Consider the following 16,133-nt stretch of genomic DNA (forward strand, 5'->3'; position numbering starts at 1 on the left):
ACAGGAGGGCGCACAGAAGAGCGGCCGCGGCGATCCGGCTCAGCGCGGAGGCGGCCAACGGCGAGCGGGAGCGGTCAGTGATCATTATGGTCCAGGCAGAGCAGCAGGCGACGCGCACCGGACGGGTCGGCCGGCGGCGAGCGATGGACGAGACCGCGCCCGCGGTTGCCGGGCCATGCCTCTCCCTTCAGCAGGGCGACATGGCCGGCATGGAGCATCCGGATGCGGCGCGGATCGGACAGCACGGCATCGTTGTCGCCACGGCCCAGCGCCGGGCGGGTGACCGCCCCATCGGGCAGCCACTGCGTGCCGGCACCCCGGTAGGTGCAGAGCAGGCGGAGGCCGACATGATCGACATGGAAAAACCGGCAGCCGTCACCGGACATGCTGTCCAGGCGAAGCCGGATCGCAGTGCATCCGAGGATGCCCGCATACACCGTCACCAGATGGACGATGTCGTCGAACAGCGGCCCCGCGTTCCAGCGCGACGGCAGGGCGGCGGCCAGATCGGCGGTCACCTCATCCGATGTCGTCGCGAGTTGGAAGGACGGCCAGTCCTGTTCCGCAAGCTGGGCGCACTGTCCGGAGATCCCGGCCGGCAACCGGCGGTGCCAGACAGCCAAGTTAACGTCGGAGCGCCGGATGACCGATAAGGCGTTGGCAGTACGGCACCGGGCGGGCTGGCCATGTCCCGTCGGACCGGCGGCCGGCCGCATGGTGACGGGGGCCGGAGAATTGGGCAGGCTTTGCATGCGGCCTCGGCGGAAAACGACGATGGAACAGTAATGTTATATCATTACATATATTGCAAGCGCGCTCTTGCTTCGCCCGGCCCTGAAAGCCTGACCGTGCGGAATGCCGGAGGTCGGAAGGTCATGGAGAAGACGGGTTCGGCCGGACGCGCGGCCGGCCAGGCAGTCCTGCCGCTTCCAGCAGCAGCGGGATATCGGCGCGGAACAGCTGCCGGGTCCGGAAATCATGATTTTGCATAAAATATGTATTCATTCCCCATAATTGCGGACTTTGTTTTGCAACAGGGTGGCCGTGGCGACGGCTATCCAATCTCGGCAGTGCGTTGGAAACGATTGCAACGCGCCGCTTCGACATTGCGCTGGTCGACATCAACCTGCGTGGGGCGCGGATCGATCCGGTGGCCGACCGCTTGTCTGCCATCGGAATCCCTTTCCTCTTCACCACCGGCTATGGCGAAGACGCCCGCCCCAAGGCGCATCGTCATCGTCCGGTGATCACCAAGCCCTACAGCGATGCCGAGGTAATCGACGCTCTGCTGCGACCATCGTCCGCAGACGGGGGAGTGATCCTGATGAGCGCCATGCCCCATGTCCTGATCGCCGAGGACGAGACTCTGGTTGCCTTGGCCATGGCCTTCGTCCTGGAGTCCGAAGGATACCGGGTCACGGTCGCCTGCAACGGTGTGGAAGCGGTCGAGGCCGACGTCGACGATCCGGCCGACATCCTGATCACCGACATGCGCATGCCGGTGATGGATGGCGCGGCCCTGATCCGAGCCATCCGGGAGCGGCGTCCGGATCTGCCGATCATCGTGGTGAGCGGGTTCAGCGAGCATCTTCCACGGCCGGAGCCGGGGCGGCTGGTGGTCATGCGCAAACCCTACGAGGTGACCGCGATGGCGCCGACCATTACCGCGCTGTTGTCCGGTGAAGCCGGCTCCGCTTCCTGATGCCGGATCCGTGGCTGCGCGCAGCGGGCCGTCTGCCGCCGGGAGTCCGCCCTTTCGGCGTAGGCATCGCATCCATCCGGCCTGTTTGCGGATATTCTGTATGCGTGAATTGACCGGTATAGCCGCCGGGTCTGTTATGGAGGACCGGCGATAAGCTGGGCAACCGGGCACAGAGCGGGCGATCCGTACCATGAGTCACACTTTATTTCGCTCGGCTCGCGGGAACATGGCAGTTCCAGCCAAAATGGCAGGACGGGAAGCGGCTCGGGCCGAACGGTCCTTGGCCGGCCTCACGGTCCTGATCGTCGAGGATGAGATCCTGACCGCGATGGATCTGGAGGATCTGCTCACCGACCGCGGTGCAACCTGCCTCGATCCGGTCGGCTCAATCGGAAAGGCGTTGACGGCGATTGCGGGACATCACGTCGACATTGCATTTCTGGACGTCAACCTGCGTGGCGAGTCGATCGATCCGGTGGCGGACCGTCTGGCGGCGGCCGGCACGCCCTTCCTCTTCACCACCAGTTACGGTGTGGACGCGCTTCCCCCGGCACACCGCCACCGTCCGATGATCGCCAAGCCCTATGGCGAGTCGGCGATCATCCGGGCTTTCACTGAGCATTGCCCAAACTGACACGCCGCTTCGATGGTCATCGCCGACCGGGCAGGTCTTCGTGCTTCATCTTGGAACCGCAAATCCAATGACGAACCGCAAGCCTGTCCGGAGCCTTCGTCCTTCAGATGGAAGCCGTGCGGGAAGCTGCGTTGTCCGCCGTCCTGCCGGCCGACCAGCGCCGGTAATCGGCCGGCGTCATCCCAGTGAGCTGGACGAAAGCCCTCCGGAAGACGCTCTCCTCGCCATAACCGCAGGCAAGGGCGACCTGCTTGACGCTGGCCCCCGGCGTTTCGAGCAGGACGCAGGCCGTTTCGATCCTCACCCGGGTGATGAATTCCTTGGGTGACTCGTCGGTCAGCTCCTTCAGTCTCCGGTGCAGGGTTCGTCCGCTCAAGCCCAGGGCCTGCGCCAGTCCCTCCGCCGTCAATCCGGGGCTGGCATGGCGAATGATCTGCTCGGCGCGCAAAAGCAACGGATCGGTGGTGTTGATGAAGCCGCGCGGGGCATAGATCATCTGCGGCAACGGCAGGCTGTCGGCGACCGAGATGTCGGCAGCCAGCTTGGCAATCTCGGCGCCCGCCAGACGCCTGATGACATGCAGTCCGAGATCGACCCAGGACAGCGGCCCGCCGGTGGTGACGATGCCGTCCTGCTCCTCCAACGCCGTGCCCCAGACTGGGCGTGCCTTGGGAAATCGCCGCTTGAAGGCATGGTGCAGCCACCAGGTGGTCGTGCAGCGCCTGCCATCGAGCAGACCCGCCTCGCCCAGCACGAAGGTGCCGGCGCAGGCCGCGCCGACCAGCGCGCCCTGCCGGTGGCATGTCCTCATCCATGCGGCACCCTGCGTGATCGAGGCGGATGCAGGCGGCAGCCGGTCCGCACCGAGAGCCATGCCGGTGGCAAGGGCCGCATCGCACCGGTCAAGATCCCGGAAGGCACCGTCGACAGAGATCAGCCTGCCCTGCGGATCGCGCAGGGGCTTGCCGTCCGCGCTGACGATGGCGATTGTGAACAGGGGGTCGGCCCGGTCCGGCAGGCCGGCGGCAACCCCTTCGGGCGGCGCGCGGAGTGACTGGTTGGTGATCCAGAAAAGATCGGACAGGCCGGCGATTGCCGATAGCAGGCTGCCGTCGACGGCAAGGATCGCAATACGCATGAGCTGTTTCCCGCTTCTCGGCGGCTCCCTGCCGTTTTGGCGAGTTTTGCACGAACTCTGTCCAGTTTGCCATCTTATGACCTCGGCAGGGCGGCGATAGGATTTTCCCATCTCCCGCATCGCCCGGCCCGATCATGAAGCCCTCCAGCGACATCCGCCATTCTCCCTCCCCCGGACCGGAACGAACCGGCGCGGCGCCGCCTTGGCTGCGGCGCCTCGCCGCGGCGCTCGGGTTGACGCTCGCGCTGGCTGGAAGCCAGACCGCAATGGCAGCGACCGCTCCCGCCCTGCGCAACATCGTGCTGGTGCATGGCGCGTTTGCGGACGGGTCGAGCTGGCTGCCGGTCATCGCCCGGTTGCAGGTCATGGGCTACCATGTCACCGCCGTGCAGAACCCGCTGACCTCGCTGGCCGACGACGTGTCGGCCACCGAAAAGGTCCTGCGGCGGCAGGCCGGCGGCGTTCTGCTGGTCGGCCACTCCTGGGGCGGCGGCGTCATCACCCAGGCGGGCAATGCCGCCAACGTCAAGGCTCTGGTCTATCTCTCCGCCCTGGCCCCGGACAGCGGCGAGTCGGTGGCCGATCTGTTGCAAAGGCTGGGAGCACCGATGGGCGGCTTCATGCCGGATGCCGACGGGCTGATCTGGCTGGACGATCCCGGGCGCTTCCATCAGGTCATGGCGGCGGACCTGCCGATGGAAAAAGCGCGCGCGCTGGCGTCGATCCAGCAGCCCATCGCGGCGGCCGGCTTCGCGGACAGGATTCAGAACGCGGCTTGGCGCGGGAAACCGAGCTGGTATCTGCGGACGACCCAGGATCGGGCGCTGCCCCCCGCCGTGCAGCAGGCCATCGCGCAGCGCATCGGCGCGAAGACCGTGTCCATCGCCTCCAGCCACATGTCCCTGCTGTCCCACCCGGATCGGGTGGCGCGGCTGATCGATCAGGCCGCCCGGGAAGCGGGGCGATAGCCCCCGCAGGTCGGACGGAGTTCCGTCAAAGACGAGGTTCACATGAAGATCCTGCACATCGATTCCAGCATTCTGGGCGGCGCGTCCCTGACCAGGGACGTGTCGGCCGCGGTGATCGACGAAATCCGCACCCGCCACCCAGCGGCCGAGGTCACACGCCGCGACGTAGTGGCGGATGGACTCCGCCATCTGGACGGTGCAATCGCCGCCGGATTCCGACCGACCGGCGTCGACGGCTTCGATGACGCCACCCTGGCAGAGCACCGTGTGTCCGAAACGCTGGTGGCGGAGTTCCTGGCCAGCGACCTGCTGGTGATCGGCGCTCCGATGTACAACTTCTCCGTACCCAGCCAGTTGAAGGCCTGGATGGACCGGATCGCCCAGGCGGGACGGACCTTCAAATACACGGAAAAGGGTCCGGTCGGTCTGGCCGGCGGCAAGCAGGTCATCGTCGTTTCGGCCCGCGGCGGCTTCTACACCGACGGACCGCTGGCCCGCATGGATTTCCAGGAAAGCTATCTGCGCGCCTATTTCGGGTTCCTCGGCATCACCGACGTCCATGTCGTCAGGGCCGAGGGCGCTTCGAAGGGCGAAACGGTGCGTGCCGAAGGGCTCCAACGTGCCAAGGCGGCGATTGCCGGCGTCATCGCCGGCCTGCACCCGGCCACCGCATAGCCAAACACGGGAACGGAGTTCGGATCATGTTGTTTTCAATCACGGTTTCCTACATCCGCCCGCTTGAGGACGTCAAAGAGCATCTCGACGCCCACAAGGAGTGGCTTGTCCGTTACATCATGGCGGGGACGATCCTCGCCGCCGGCCCGCTCCGGCAGGGAGATGGCGGCTTCGTTCTCGCCCATGCCCAGGATGTGTCGGAGATCATGGGCATGATCGCGGAAGATCCCTTCGATCGCCACAAGGTCGCGAGTTTCGACATTCAGGCCTGCGATCCGGCGCTGCGCGCCGCAGGCTTTCCGGAGCAATGGGCGCCCGCCGCCAAAGCCTTCGCCGCCGCACCCCAGGGACTATCGTGACGTGACGTCCTGCCGTCCGACGGCGAAGGGTGACAGCATGTCGGCGGTCGGATCGAGACGCTGTCGATGGGAGAGCGCCACCGCCTCGCCATTGCCGCCGCCCTGGCAGCCGATCCGGCGGTGCTGCTGCTCGACGAGCCCTTCGCCCTGCTGGACGATGCCGGGGTGCAGATGCTGCGTTCCGTCATCCGCCGGCGGCTCGCCATGGGGCGCATCCTGCTGGTCAGCGAACACCGGCCGGACCGGCTGCCCGGCCTGCCCGCCGTCCATCTGCACATGCCGGCCCCGGCCGGACGCGTGGCACCGGCCGTTCCCGACGAGCCCGTTCCCGGCGAGAGGGGCAGGAGCGCGGCGGAGGCGCCGGTCCTGCATGCCGAAGGGCTGCGGGTTCCACGCGGCGACGGCACGCCCTTGTTCGACCGGCTTGCGATGATGGTGCCGGCGGGGCGGCGTTTCCATCTCAGCGGTGTCAACGGGGCAGGGAAGAGCAGGCTGCTGCGCTGCCTGATCGGTGCGGAACCGCTGGAGGACGGCACCGTCACCGTCACCGACCTGTGCAACCCCAGCCCGGGCACCGTCAACTCGTTGGCACCGACATGGTGGCTGGCCCCGTTCGGCCATGGATAGGCAGATGCCGGTGCCTCAGTCGGCCAGCGGCGCACCGGCGACCTCGGCCCAGTCAGCGAAGGCCTGGACGCGGGCGGCGCGGTATTCGGAGGCGGTAAGGTGATCGCGGCGCGGTTGTTGAGGCCCTTATGCTGGCGGTGCTCGCAGCGCAGCTTCAGGGCCTTCTTGGCGGCTGCGTAGGACTTCAGATTATCGGTGATCAGCACCCGCGGCGCCCGGCCCTGCTTCTTCAACAGCTTGCGCAGCAGACGCTTGGCCGCCTGCGTGTCGCGCCGACTTTGCACGAGCACGTCGAGAACAAAGCCGTCTTGGTCGACCGCCCGCCACAGGTAGTGCCTCGCTACCAGCGATGCTGATCACGACTTCATCCAAATGCCACTTGTCGCTGCGCGCAAGGCGCCGTTGCCGGATGCGGGTGGCGATCTCCCGGCCGAACTTCAGGCCCCATTGGCGCACGGTTTCATGGCTGACCGTGACACCACGCAGCCCCAGCATCTCCTCGACCATCCGAAGGCTCAGCGGAAAGCGGAAGTACAGGTACACCGCGTAGCTGATCACCTCGGCAGGGAAGCGGTAGCCGGCGTACATCGGGTCGGGGCGCGTCGTCATGCCGGCCCTATACCGTCACCCAGGCACCCCTGCTAGCCCGAACTTGACGGTACCTCGTCGAGCTCGCGCGCCGAGCGGGGATCGCCGACGGCGAGCATCAGGCCGTAGAGACGCAGGGCGTGACTCAGCGCATCGAGGTCGGCGCCGCGTTCGTGCTGGGCTGCCGTATCCGGCGCACGCAGGCGCAGCCCCTCGAGGACGGCGGCGAGGCGCTGCGGGTCGACGCGGTGGCCGTCGAGGCCGGCGTGGGCACGCACCGCCTCCAGGCGTACCCAATGCTGCCAGGCGGGGAGCAGCGGATGACCGTCGAGGGTGGCGTCGAGGCGGGCGACTGCCAGCACAGCGCGCTCGAGAGCGGCGGCGCGGACGGCTGGGTCGGCGTTTTTGAGGGCGGAAAACCCACGTGTAGTCAATCCTTTCATGTCCGCCACGGCCTGCCTCATGGAAGCAATATAACAGTTTGCTTCATAATGGTGAATTCTCTCTACAAGGACAAAGAGCCGCGGGCGCACGGCGGCGGCCGGGAGCAAGAACGTCCTGGAAATCCTTGGGTTTGCCGGCGTCTGCCCGTGCCGTCGGTCGCGCGCGGCCTGGACGCTGCGGCGCTCGAGCCCACGTCGGCGGATTACATCCGACAAGCGATGTTGCCGGATGCCCATCGATCACCTTTGTGCGTCCACTCTCATCCGGGTGGATGAAATCGACTTATATTCTGTACAAAGGCCCAGTCAGCTCCCACAACCCGGCAGCCGCAGGACACCCAGATGACCCTCTTCGCCTACGCCCGCGTCTCCACCGAGGAGCAGTCCACGGGCTTGCAGATCCTCGCTCTCAAGCAGGCCGACTGCTCGGTCATCTTCGAGGAGCACGCCTCGGGCGGCGACCGCGACCGCCCGGTGCTGGCCAAGGCGTTTGCCAGCCTAAAGAAAGGTGACACGCTGGTGGTGGCGCGCATCGACCGGCTGGCGCGATCGCTGTTCCACCTGCTGGAGGTGATCGACGGGCTGGGGCAGCTGGGCATTGCCTTCAAGTCGCTGGGTGACCCGATCGACACCACCAGCCCCCAAGGATGATTCGCTCTCCAGGTTTTGGGGGCCGCCGCCGAACTGGAACGGGCGCTGATCCGCGAACGCTCGATCGCCGGGCTGAAGGCGGCAGTCGCCAAAGGCAAGGAGCCCGGCAATCCCGATCTGCGCCGGCGTGACCCGGCGGCGCTGGAGAAAGCCCACCGAGGCCGCGAGGTGGCGCGGGACAAGATCGTGATCGTCCAGGCCCAGGACTTTCTGCCGACGGTGGAGGCGCTGAGGCCGACCGCCGCCTGGGAACAGGTGGCGCGGGCGCTGAAAGGGCAGGGCACTGGACCCCTAACAGCCTGATCCGGGCGGTGCGCCGGCTGGTGGCGGCAGGGCTCGTTCGCCAAGAGGTTCTCAATACAGCGCCCAAACGGATCGACAGCGACGACCTCGTGCTGATGGTTGCCGGCCTAGCGCGTTCGGAGCCCGGCATCACGCTCGACGGCATCTCTCGCCGGCTGCAGAGCATGGGACAGCGCACGCCGCGCGGTGGGCTGCGCTGGAGCCGGTCGTCGATGAAGAACCTACTCGACCGCGCCAAGGAGCAGGGACTGGTGCGAGAGGTGTTGGTGCATGGCGATGGGCGGCCGGTCTTTTCGTCCATTCTGCCGCCGCTTACGCGGTGCGCACCGGCACGGGGCGTCCTGCGTCGAACATGCGGTTGAGGGCGGATACGCCGATCATGGCTTCCGCCTGCTGAGCGGGCAGAGTCCGGGCGTGGGGGTGCCCGCCAAGAATGCCCTTGTAGCGCGCCATGGCCGTTTCCCCTTTGGAGCGGCGGCCGTACTTGGTTTCGCGCTGCCAGCCCATCCGGCCGGTTTCGGCGATCCGCTGGATGTGGCGGTCGCGCTGCGTCGGAGCGGTCTCGGTTTGGTTGCTAGGCACCGCGGTAGCGCGCGGCGGGACCATTACCACAGTTCCAGGATCGTGCTGTGCGATGGTCTGGTAGATCGGCTCCCCGTCATAGGCGCCGTCCGCCAGCACCGTGGTAATCGGGCCGGTCGTCTGCTCGGGCAAGGGACCGACCTGCGAGGCGTCTCCGGCCTCGGTGGTCGTCAGGACCGCACCAATGATGGTCGAGGAGGTCGCGTCGACGCACAGGTGCAACTTGCGCCATGATCGCAGGCCACGAGCGCCGTGCTTGTCGGCGAGCCACTCGCCCGCCCCGAAGACCTTCAGGCCCGTGCTGTCGAGGACCAAGTGCACTGGCCCGTCCGGCAGGGCGGCCCGCAGGATCGGCGTCAGTGTCGCGGACCGTCGGCTCAGGGTCGTGTGGTCGGGCACCGGTAGATCGAGCCCAAGCAACTCCAGCAAGGAACCGAGCAGTCCCTCGGTCTGGCGCAGCGGCTGGTGGAACACCACGCGGACCAGAAGAGCTGTTTCAATCGCGAGGTCTGAATAGCGCGCCTGACCGCCCGGTGTCGTTCGTGGAGCGGCCCGCCAGCCGGCGATCGCGTCCTCATCGACCCAGAAGGTCAGGCTGCCGCGCCGGCGCAGCCCCGCTTCATACGAGGACCAATTCGTCGCCGTGAACCGCATCTTGGGAATGCGGTGGCGGCGCAGCGTTGTGCTTGAAGGGCATATCGGGCGCGGTAGTCAGGGCAACGGGGCCGCCCTTCTACACGAAACCCGTTGGAAAAGGATATTTCCAGACGATTGCAGAGGCGGCCGCCAACGGTCGGCTTCCCGGACTGTCGCGCGCGAATCCAGCGAATAAGCCACTGTTCCAGTTCAGTTCATGCTTATAGTTGTTTGGAAAACACCTATCGCGTTCTCTTCAAAATGCTCCGGATTGGCACTCGCTGGCGTTGATCGTCTTGTGGTACAGCAAGCCGGAGCTTGTGGAGGGCTGGCATGCCAACGACAATCACCTGGACGACACGGCACGCGGTGATGCGGATGTCCGGCTGCGATCTGGCGGTGGTCTGGCGCGGGCCGGATCTGTGGAGCTGGACCGTCACGGTTGCTGGTGAGCAGGTCCGCTCCGGAAATGCCCGGACGATGAGCGGCGCTCAGGACGCTGCTGTGCGTGCCGCGAAAGCCCACACGGACGATGGCGGGCGCATCCAGCTCCCGCTGTTCTGATCAAGGTTTTACAAAAAGGGAGTAGATGCGGAGATCTGTGGTGCTGTTCACAGGTCCTTAACGTGGAGATTCCTATGGTGACCTCAGGTTCTCGTCCTCCCCGAACCGAAATCTGAAGGCCGTACCTGCTTGGGTACGGCCTTTTTCTTGTCTATATGTTTTGGCAGGCTGCTGTTTGGTTGCCTCTCTACTCACCTACAGCAGGTCGGCGGCCGGGTTTTGGTGCACGGCGCCGGTCTGGAAGTAGCGGGCGGCGATGCGGTGGCTCTTATGGCCGGAGAGCTGCATCAGCAGGTCGAGCGGGATGCCGTCGCGCCCGTCGCTGATGCCCTGGTCGGCGAGCAGCCGCAGCCAGCGGCGCAGCGCGTCGGCGGCGGCGCGCTTCACCGGCACGTCGGTGCCCGCGCCCTGCTGGTCGGTCTTCGAGCGCCGGATCCGCAGGGTGAAGTCGCGTCCGGCCGCAGTGACGTCGGCCAGGCGCAGCGCCACCAGTTCGGAACGCCGACGGCCGCCGCTGGCGAAGGCGACGGCGAGAATGGCGCGGTCGCGCACACCGCGGGCGTCGTCAGACAGGGCATCGAGCATCGGCCCGAGCACCTCGTCGCGGGTGGCGGCCCGCTTGGCCCGGGGGGTGATGCCGCGGGCGGCCAAGGCGCAGCGGGCCTGGCGCAGCAGGTCGCGCACCCCGGGATGCAGGGAGGGGCTGGGCAGGCCGCGGGCGCGGTGCAGGGCGGCCAGGGTGGCCAGCCGCCGTTCGGTGGTGGCCAGGCCGAGCGGTCAACCTGAGACCTCAGCGTTCCGCCGGATTGAGCAGCACCCAGAGCTTGGCGATCTTTCCGTCGACCACTTCAGCCACATCGCTCCCCGTGACGGCAACCGGACCATTTGCCGGACCGGCCTTCCATGTCAGCACCCCGAGGCCGTGATGCCCCACGGCGTCGCCCTCCGGTTGGAAACGAAACGCAGGCCCGAACTACTCCAGGAGAGTGCCCGCGACCTCCGAGATGGCCGCACGCCCTCTTACGATATTGGTCGGTTCGTACATGATCGGCTCAGCCACGAAGAGTTCCGCAATGGCTTTCGCGCGCTTCCCGGCATCACGTTCATTGAAGACACGCTCCAGATTCGAATGCAGAAGGTGATTGTAGTCCGGTTCTTCGGACAAATGCATGTTGTGATCCGCATTGGACATGTTGTTCATCGTCTCGTGCGCGGCATGGCAGCCACCATGACGCCGTTGTAAATTTCACCAGATTTGGCGAGGAAGGCGGCCACCAAGGCATCGGCGCCGCGGGGCCTCCCTAAGCCCCGCGTCGCCTCGATACGCCGTCATTCTCCAGGCTGATGCCGCGTTTGCAGACCGGCTTCTTCCGCTGCGACGGGATGCTGGTTGACCGCCAGCGGTCCACTGAAGAGACGGCGGACGACCGTGTAGAACACCGGCGTGAAGATTAGGCCGAAGATGGTCACGCCCAGCATTCCCATGAACACCGCCGTGCCCAGGGTCTGTCGCATCTCCGATCCGGCTCCCTGCGCGATCATCAGCGGCACGACGCCGAGAATGAAGGCGAGCGAGGTCATCAGGATCGGACGAAGTCGCGTGCGTGCCGCCTCCACCGCCGCCTCGAAGCGATTTTTTCCCTCGAAGAGTTCGTTCTGGCGGGCGAACTCGACGATGAGGATGGCGTTCTTGGCGGCAAGGCCGACCAAGACGACGAAGCCGACCTGGGCCAGGATGTCGACGGCCATGCCGCGGATCATCAGGCCGGTCACCGCTGCCAGCAGGCACATCGGCACGATCAGGATGACCGACAGCGGCATGGTCCAGCTCTCATACTGGGCGGCAAGCACCAGAAAGACGAACAGCACCGACAGCCCGAAGACCATCAAGCCGCTGTTTCCTGCAGCCTTTTCCTGATAGGCCAATTCCGTCCACTCGAAACCGAAACCGTCCGGCAGAACCTCGGCGGCGGCCTTCTCCATGGCGGCCAGGGCATAGCCGGTGGAGAAGCCGGGCAGCGTATTGCCCTGCAGCTCCGCCGCCGGATAGAGGTTGTAGCGGGCGGCGCGGTAAGGGCCGGTGATGTCGGTCAGGGCAGCTACCGCACCGATCGGCACCATCTCGCCGCGCTCGTTGCGCGTCTTCAGGTTGGCGAGGTCGTGCGGGTCCTGGCGGAAACGGCCGTCGGCTTGTGCGGTGACCCGGTAGGTCCGGCCCAACAGGTTGAACTCGTTCACGAAGGCCGAACCGACATAGATCTGCAAGGCCTCGAACACCTGATCGGCGGTCACCCCCAGCATCTCCGCCCTTTGGCGGTCGATATCGGCGTAGATCTTAGGGGTCTTGGTGTTGAACAGCGTGAACACGCCGACCAGCCCCGGGATCTTGTTGGCCGCGGCGGACAGCTCCGTCACCGCCGCATCGAGTGCCGGCAGGCCGCGGCCCCGCTTGTCCTCCACCATCATCTTGAAGCCGCCGGCATTGCCGATGCCACGGACTGGCGGCGGCGGGATGGTGATGATGAAGGCGTCCTCGATGGAGGCAAGCCGTTTCCTCAGATCGGCCAGGACCGCGTCGGCGGAATGGCCGTCCCTGATGCGATCCTCGAAGGGGGCCAGGGTCACAAAGATCGCCCCGGCGTTCGGCGCGTTGGTGAAGGTAGCGCCATCGAAGCCGGCGAAGGGAACTGCATGGACGACCCCGGGTGTCTTCAGCAGCACGTCCACCGATTTGCGCACCACCTCGTCGGTCCGGGCGAGCGAAGAGCCCGGCGGCAGCTGCACCACGGTGATCAGGTACCCCTGGTCCTGGTTGGGAATGAAGCCGGTCGGCGCCCGGTTGAACTGCCAGCCGGTCAGACCAAGCAGCAGCAGATAGACCGGCAGGACGATGAAGGGCAGCCGCACCAGCCGCCGCGTCAGTCCGGCATAGCCGTTGGACAGCCGCTCGAACCCGGCGTTGAAACCGCGGAAGAAGGCGGCGACCGGGCGCATCGGCAGCGACGGCTTGGGCGGGTGCTCCTGGTGGGGTTTGAACAGCAGGGCACAGAGCGCCGGGCTGAGCGTCAACGACACCAGGCAGGAGATCACCGTGGCGCTCGCGATGGTCACCGCGAACTGCCGGAAGAACTGGCCGGAAATGCCGCTGACCAAGGCGGCGGGAACGAACACCGCGGTCAGGACCAGGGCGATGGCGATCAGTGCCCCGCCAACCTCGTTCATCGTCTCGTGCGCGGCATCCTTGGGCTTCATGCCGCGGCTGATGAAGCGCTCCACATTCTCCACCACGACGATGGCGTCGTCGACCACGATCCCGATCGCCAGCACCAGACCGAACAGCGACAGCGTGTTCAGCGAATAGCCCAGCGCCGCCAGCACGGCGAAGGTGCCGACCAGAGACACCGGAATGGCCAGAATGGGAACGATGGAGGCGCGCCAGGACTGGAGGAACAGGATGACGACGACGACGACGAGAATGACGGCTTCGTAGATCGTCTTGTAGACCTCCTCGACCGACTGGGCGATGAACTCCGTGGGGTTGTAGACGACATCGTAGCGCATGCCGGCGGGGAAGCCCTTGGAGAGGTCCTCCATCGTCGTCAGGATGCGGTTGGCCGTCTCCAAAGCGTTGGAACCGGGCCGTTGAAAGACCACCAGCGGCACCGCGGACTGGCGATCGAGATAGGCGTTCAGGTTGTAGTCCTGGGCGCCAAGCTCGATGCGGGCCACGTCGCGCAGGCGGGTGACGGCGGTGCCGTCGGTCTTCACGATGATGTTGCCGAATTCGCGCGCATCGGTCAGGCGGCCCAATGTTTCGACATTGAGCTGGAACGCGCCGGGGGTCGGAACCGGCGGCTGGTTGATGACACCGCCCGACACCTGGACGTTCTGCGCCTGGATCGCGCGGACGACGTCTCCGGCGGTGAGCCCGCGGGCCGCCACCTTGTCGGGGTCGAGCCAGACGCGCATGGCATAATCGCGGGCACCGAACACCTGCACGTCGCCGACGCCGTCCAGACGTGCCAGCACGTCCTTGATCTGCAGCAGCGCGTAATTCGACATATAGAGCTGGTCGCGCTCCCCACCCGGCGAATTCAGGTGGATCACCATCAGCATGTCGGGGGAATTCTTGCGCACGGTCACGCCGATGCGCCGCACCTCTTCCGGTAACCTTGGCTCGGCGACGGCAAGACGGTTCTGCACGAGCACCTGGGCGGTGTCGAGATCGGTGCCGAGCTTGAAGGTGATGGTCAATTGCAGACGGCCGTCGCTGGTCGCCTGCGAGGTCATGTAGAGCATGTTCTCGACGCCGTTGATCTCCTGCTCCATCGGAGCGGAAACGGTGTCGGCAACGACCTGCGCCGAGGCGCCGGGATATGTCGTGTTCACTACGATGGTCGGCGGTGCGATCTCGGGATACTGCGCGACCGGCAGGGTCAGGTAGGCGAAGACGCCGATCAGCGTGATGACGATGGACAGGACGGCCGCGAAGATCGGCCGGTTGATGAAGAAGTGCGAGATATTCATGACGGTCGCCCCTCAGCCGGCCGGAGGTTTAGGCGGCTCGATCGATCCCTCCTGCGGCGTCACCTTGGCACCGGGCCGGGCGCGGACCAGCCCGTTGATGATCACCCGGTCGGTGTCCGCGAGCCCGGACCGAACGATGCGCAGACCGTTTTCCATCGGGCCGAGCCGCACCGGCTTGGGCACCACCGTGCCGTCGTCGGATACCGTCAGCACGATCTTGCTGGCTTGGTCGCTGACCACCGCCTGGTCCGGGATCAGGGTCGCGGTATAGCGGTCGGACCCCGGCAGGCGCAGCCGCCCGAACTGACCGGGGGTCAGGACGCCGTTGGGGTTGGGGAAGACGGCACGCGCCCGGATGGTGCCGGACCCGGCATTCACTTGGTTGTCGACGAAATCGAGCGTGCCCTTCAGCGTCCAGTCGCGCTCGTCGAACAGGCGGGCTTCGACCTCGATGCCGCCGTCACGCTGCGAGCGCAGGGTCCCTTTCTGAGCGGCACGGACATAGGCCAGGAAGTCGGCCTCGCTCATGTCGAAGGCGAAGTAGATCGGGTCGAGGGAAACGATGGTGGTCAGCGGCGTCGCCGCCCCGGCCTCGCCGCCGGCGATCAGGTTGCCGACGCTGACCTCGCGCCGGCTGATGCGGCCGGCAAGCGGCGCCAGGATGCGGGTGAAGCTGAGGTTCAGTTCGGCGGTGCGGACGGCGGCCTTGGCGACCTCGACCCCGGCGGCATCGACGCGGACCTGCTGCTGCCGCTCGTCGTAGACGCTAGCGGCGACATTGTCGCTGCGCCGCAGTTCGGCCGCACGGGCCAGCTGGCGGTTCGACAGGTCCAGCTTGGCTTCGGCCTGCTGCAACTCGGCCTTTACCGAGGCGAGCGTCGCCTCGAAGGGGCGTGGATCGATGACGAACAGCAGGTCGCCGGCCTTGACCATCTGGCCGTCCCGGAAGTTGACGCTGTCGAGATAGCCACTCACTCGAGCGCGGATTGCCACGGAATCCACGGCCTGGAACTGGCCGGTGAATTCATCCCACTCGACGATGTCCTTGCGCAGCGGTCGGCTGACCGTCACCGGCGGTGCGCCAGCCCCGGCCGCCTGGGCCTGGGCTTGGCTTGGCCCCTCGGCATTTGCGCCGGTCAACCACAGGCAGGCAATCGCAAGGACGGTTGGAAGCAGTTTGCCGATCCTGGCCGCCAGCAGCCTGACCAGGGCGGCATCGGCAGCCATTGCTGCAATCATGGTGCTCCCCCGTCCATCGGGAGGCTGATCCTGAGGTCGTAATGACAGTGATTGGCCGCGAGAGAAAAGAATTGGACGGCCCTTGCCCCAAACACAGTCTGCAATCTTTGTCCCGTCCTTGGTGGTGATGACGTTCATCATCATGAATCCTTTCCAGTTGGACGTGCTCTGTTTGCTGGTGCCGTCCCTCCCTCGAGGAATCAGGCACGCAAGAACTGCAATTTGTTCCATAACGGCACTACTGAAACGAATCTAGACGATCTGTCCGCCTATATGTTGAAAGCGTATTTTGTGTGCGGTGGGAAACACGCCAGACATGCAGAAACGAATACTTGTTCAGGTCATGCCAAACATAGATGAACCGTTTAATGAGTATGTGCGCATGGCGGTTGAAATGATGAACGCTGACATCGCGCATAACTTTAAGATTAAGTATTTGTCATCGTCCATCGGAATTTCGCGATCCCATCTTACGTATTTGTTTAATGCGGCGTTCG

The 16,133-nt window shown here is 65.8% G+C and carries 14 protein-coding genes and 3 pseudogenes; 9 read left to right on the forward strand and 8 right to left on the reverse strand.

Translation table 11 applies throughout. The features are described from left to right. Positions 1 to 74: 74 nt before the first annotated feature. Complete coding sequence (locus ABNQ38_RS34685; protein WP_377811409.1) at positions 75 to 752, reverse strand: DUF1826 domain-containing protein; 678 nt, start codon at positions 750 to 752, stop codon at positions 75 to 77. A 323-nt stretch (positions 753 to 1,075) separates the two neighbouring features. Between ABNQ38_RS34685 and ABNQ38_RS34690 the strand changes: the two genes are divergently transcribed. Both ABNQ38_RS34690 and ABNQ38_RS34695 read left to right on the forward strand, forming a co-directional pair. After that, positions 1,076 to 1,702 carry a response regulator gene (locus ABNQ38_RS34690; RefSeq protein ID WP_377811410.1) on the forward strand — a complete coding sequence of 209 codons (627 nt, stop codon included), beginning with the start codon at positions 1,076 to 1,078 and terminating at the stop codon, positions 1,700 to 1,702. Between the two features lie 280 nt (positions 1,703 to 1,982). After that, positions 1,983 to 2,336, forward strand: a complete 354-nt coding sequence (locus tag ABNQ38_RS34695; protein ID WP_377811411.1) for a response regulator — start codon at positions 1,983 to 1,985, stop codon at positions 2,334 to 2,336. A gap of 103 nt (positions 2,337 to 2,439) precedes the next feature. Here ABNQ38_RS34695 and ABNQ38_RS34700 read toward each other — a convergent pair whose 3' ends face one another. Next, positions 2,440 to 3,474, reverse strand: coding sequence for a GlxA family transcriptional regulator (locus ABNQ38_RS34700; RefSeq protein ID WP_377811412.1), 1,035 nt, complete (start codon positions 3,472 to 3,474; stop codon positions 2,440 to 2,442). Between the two features lie 134 nt (positions 3,475 to 3,608). Here ABNQ38_RS34700 and ABNQ38_RS34705 point away from each other — a divergent pair, with 134 nt between their 5' ends. From ABNQ38_RS34705 to ABNQ38_RS34720, 4 genes are all read left to right on the forward strand, one after another. After that, positions 3,609 to 4,442, forward strand: coding sequence for an alpha/beta fold hydrolase (locus ABNQ38_RS34705; protein WP_377811413.1), 834 nt, complete (start codon positions 3,609 to 3,611; stop codon positions 4,440 to 4,442). A 42-nt stretch (positions 4,443 to 4,484) separates the two neighbouring features. Continuing rightward, complete coding sequence (locus ABNQ38_RS34710) at positions 4,485 to 5,117, forward strand: FMN-dependent NADH-azoreductase (RefSeq protein WP_377811414.1); 633 nt, start codon at positions 4,485 to 4,487, stop codon at positions 5,115 to 5,117. 26 nt (positions 5,118 to 5,143) lie between these two features. After that, on the forward strand, positions 5,144 to 5,476 hold the full coding sequence (locus tag ABNQ38_RS34715) for a YciI family protein (protein ID WP_377811415.1): 333 nt from the start codon (positions 5,144 to 5,146) through the stop codon (positions 5,474 to 5,476). Positions 5,477 to 5,542: 66 nt separating this feature from the next. Then, positions 5,543 to 6,103 (forward strand): ATP-binding cassette domain-containing protein, encoded by a 561-nt coding sequence (locus ABNQ38_RS34720; protein WP_377811416.1) that lies wholly within the window; start codon positions 5,543 to 5,545, stop codon positions 6,101 to 6,103. Positions 6,104 to 6,210: 107 nt separating this feature from the next. Here ABNQ38_RS34720 and ABNQ38_RS34725 read toward each other — a convergent pair. After that, positions 6,211 to 6,712 (reverse strand): annotated as a pseudogene (locus ABNQ38_RS34725) (IS6 family transposase); the annotation flags it as partial. A 32-nt stretch (positions 6,713 to 6,744) separates the two neighbouring features. Then, on the reverse strand, positions 6,745 to 7,143 hold the full coding sequence (locus ABNQ38_RS34730; protein WP_377811417.1) for a hypothetical protein: 399 nt from the start codon (positions 7,141 to 7,143) through the stop codon (positions 6,745 to 6,747). A gap of 333 nt (positions 7,144 to 7,476) precedes the next feature. Here ABNQ38_RS34730 and ABNQ38_RS34735 point away from each other — a divergent pair. Then, positions 7,477 to 8,088, forward strand: a pseudogene (locus tag ABNQ38_RS34735) (recombinase family protein). Positions 8,089 to 8,400: 312 nt separating this feature from the next. Here the strand turns inward: ABNQ38_RS34735 and ABNQ38_RS34740 are convergent. Further along, positions 8,401 to 9,367, reverse strand: a pseudogene (locus ABNQ38_RS34740) (IS5 family transposase). 272 nt (positions 9,368 to 9,639) lie between these two features. Between ABNQ38_RS34740 and ABNQ38_RS34745 the strand changes: the two are divergent. Continuing rightward, positions 9,640 to 9,870: a hypothetical protein gene (locus tag ABNQ38_RS34745; RefSeq protein ID WP_377811418.1), complete on the forward strand. Its 231-nt coding sequence runs from the start codon at positions 9,640 to 9,642 to the stop codon at positions 9,868 to 9,870. Positions 9,871 to 10,065: 195 nt separating this feature from the next. Here the strand turns inward: ABNQ38_RS34745 and ABNQ38_RS34750 are convergent, their stop codons facing one another. Beyond that, the gene (locus ABNQ38_RS34750) at positions 10,066 to 10,554 is read right to left on the reverse strand and encodes a tyrosine-type recombinase/integrase (protein ID WP_377811419.1); all 489 of its coding nucleotides are present in this window, start codon (positions 10,552 to 10,554) and stop codon (positions 10,066 to 10,068) included. A gap of 55 nt (positions 10,555 to 10,609) precedes the next feature. Between ABNQ38_RS34750 and ABNQ38_RS34755 the strand changes: the two genes are divergently transcribed. Continuing rightward, on the forward strand, positions 10,610 to 11,113 hold the full coding sequence (locus tag ABNQ38_RS34755) for a hypothetical protein (protein WP_377811420.1): 504 nt from the start codon (positions 10,610 to 10,612) through the stop codon (positions 11,111 to 11,113). A gap of 86 nt (positions 11,114 to 11,199) precedes the next feature. On the opposite strand, the gene ABNQ38_RS34760 is transcribed toward ABNQ38_RS34755, so the two are convergent. Beyond that, positions 11,200 to 14,397: an efflux RND transporter permease subunit gene (locus ABNQ38_RS34760; RefSeq protein ID WP_377811421.1), complete on the reverse strand. Its 3,198-nt coding sequence runs from the start codon at positions 14,395 to 14,397 to the stop codon at positions 11,200 to 11,202. Positions 14,398 to 14,409: 12 nt separating this feature from the next. Beyond that, positions 14,410 to 15,636, reverse strand: coding sequence for an efflux RND transporter periplasmic adaptor subunit (locus ABNQ38_RS34765; protein WP_377811422.1), 1,227 nt, complete (start codon positions 15,634 to 15,636; stop codon positions 14,410 to 14,412). Positions 15,637 to 16,133: the final 497 nt, after the last annotated feature.

Source organism: Azospirillum sp. A29 (genome assembly GCF_042604625.1).
Taxonomy (GTDB): Bacteria; Pseudomonadota; Alphaproteobacteria; order Azospirillales; family Azospirillaceae; genus Azospirillum; species Azospirillum palustre.

Bases quoted from the DNA above. Each gene is read 5' to 3' on its own strand.
- ABNQ38_RS34760 (WP_377811421.1), bottom strand. From the start codon at position 14,397: ATGAATATCTCGCACTTCTTCATCAACCGGCCGATCTTCGCGGCCGTC.
- ABNQ38_RS34685 (WP_377811409.1), bottom strand. From the start codon at position 752: ATGCAAAGCCTGCCCAATTCTCCGGCCCCCGTCACCATGCGGCCGGCC.
- ABNQ38_RS34700 (WP_377811412.1), bottom strand. From the start codon at position 3,474: ATGCGTATTGCGATCCTTGCCGTCGACGGCAGCCTGCTATCGGCAATC.
- ABNQ38_RS34710 (WP_377811414.1), top strand. From the start codon at position 4,485: ATGAAGATCCTGCACATCGATTCCAGCATTCTGGGCGGCGCGTCCCTG.
- ABNQ38_RS34705 (WP_377811413.1), top strand. From the start codon at position 3,609: ATGAAGCCCTCCAGCGACATCCGCCATTCTCCCTCCCCCGGACCGGAA.
- ABNQ38_RS34765 (WP_377811422.1), bottom strand. From the start codon at position 15,636: ATGATTGCAGCAATGGCTGCCGATGCCGCCCTGGTCAGGCTGCTGGCG.
- ABNQ38_RS34745 (WP_377811418.1), top strand. From the start codon at position 9,640: ATGCCAACGACAATCACCTGGACGACACGGCACGCGGTGATGCGGATG.
- ABNQ38_RS34720 (WP_377811416.1), top strand. From the start codon at position 5,543: ATGGGAGAGCGCCACCGCCTCGCCATTGCCGCCGCCCTGGCAGCCGAT.
- ABNQ38_RS34715 (WP_377811415.1), top strand. From the start codon at position 5,144: ATGTTGTTTTCAATCACGGTTTCCTACATCCGCCCGCTTGAGGACGTC.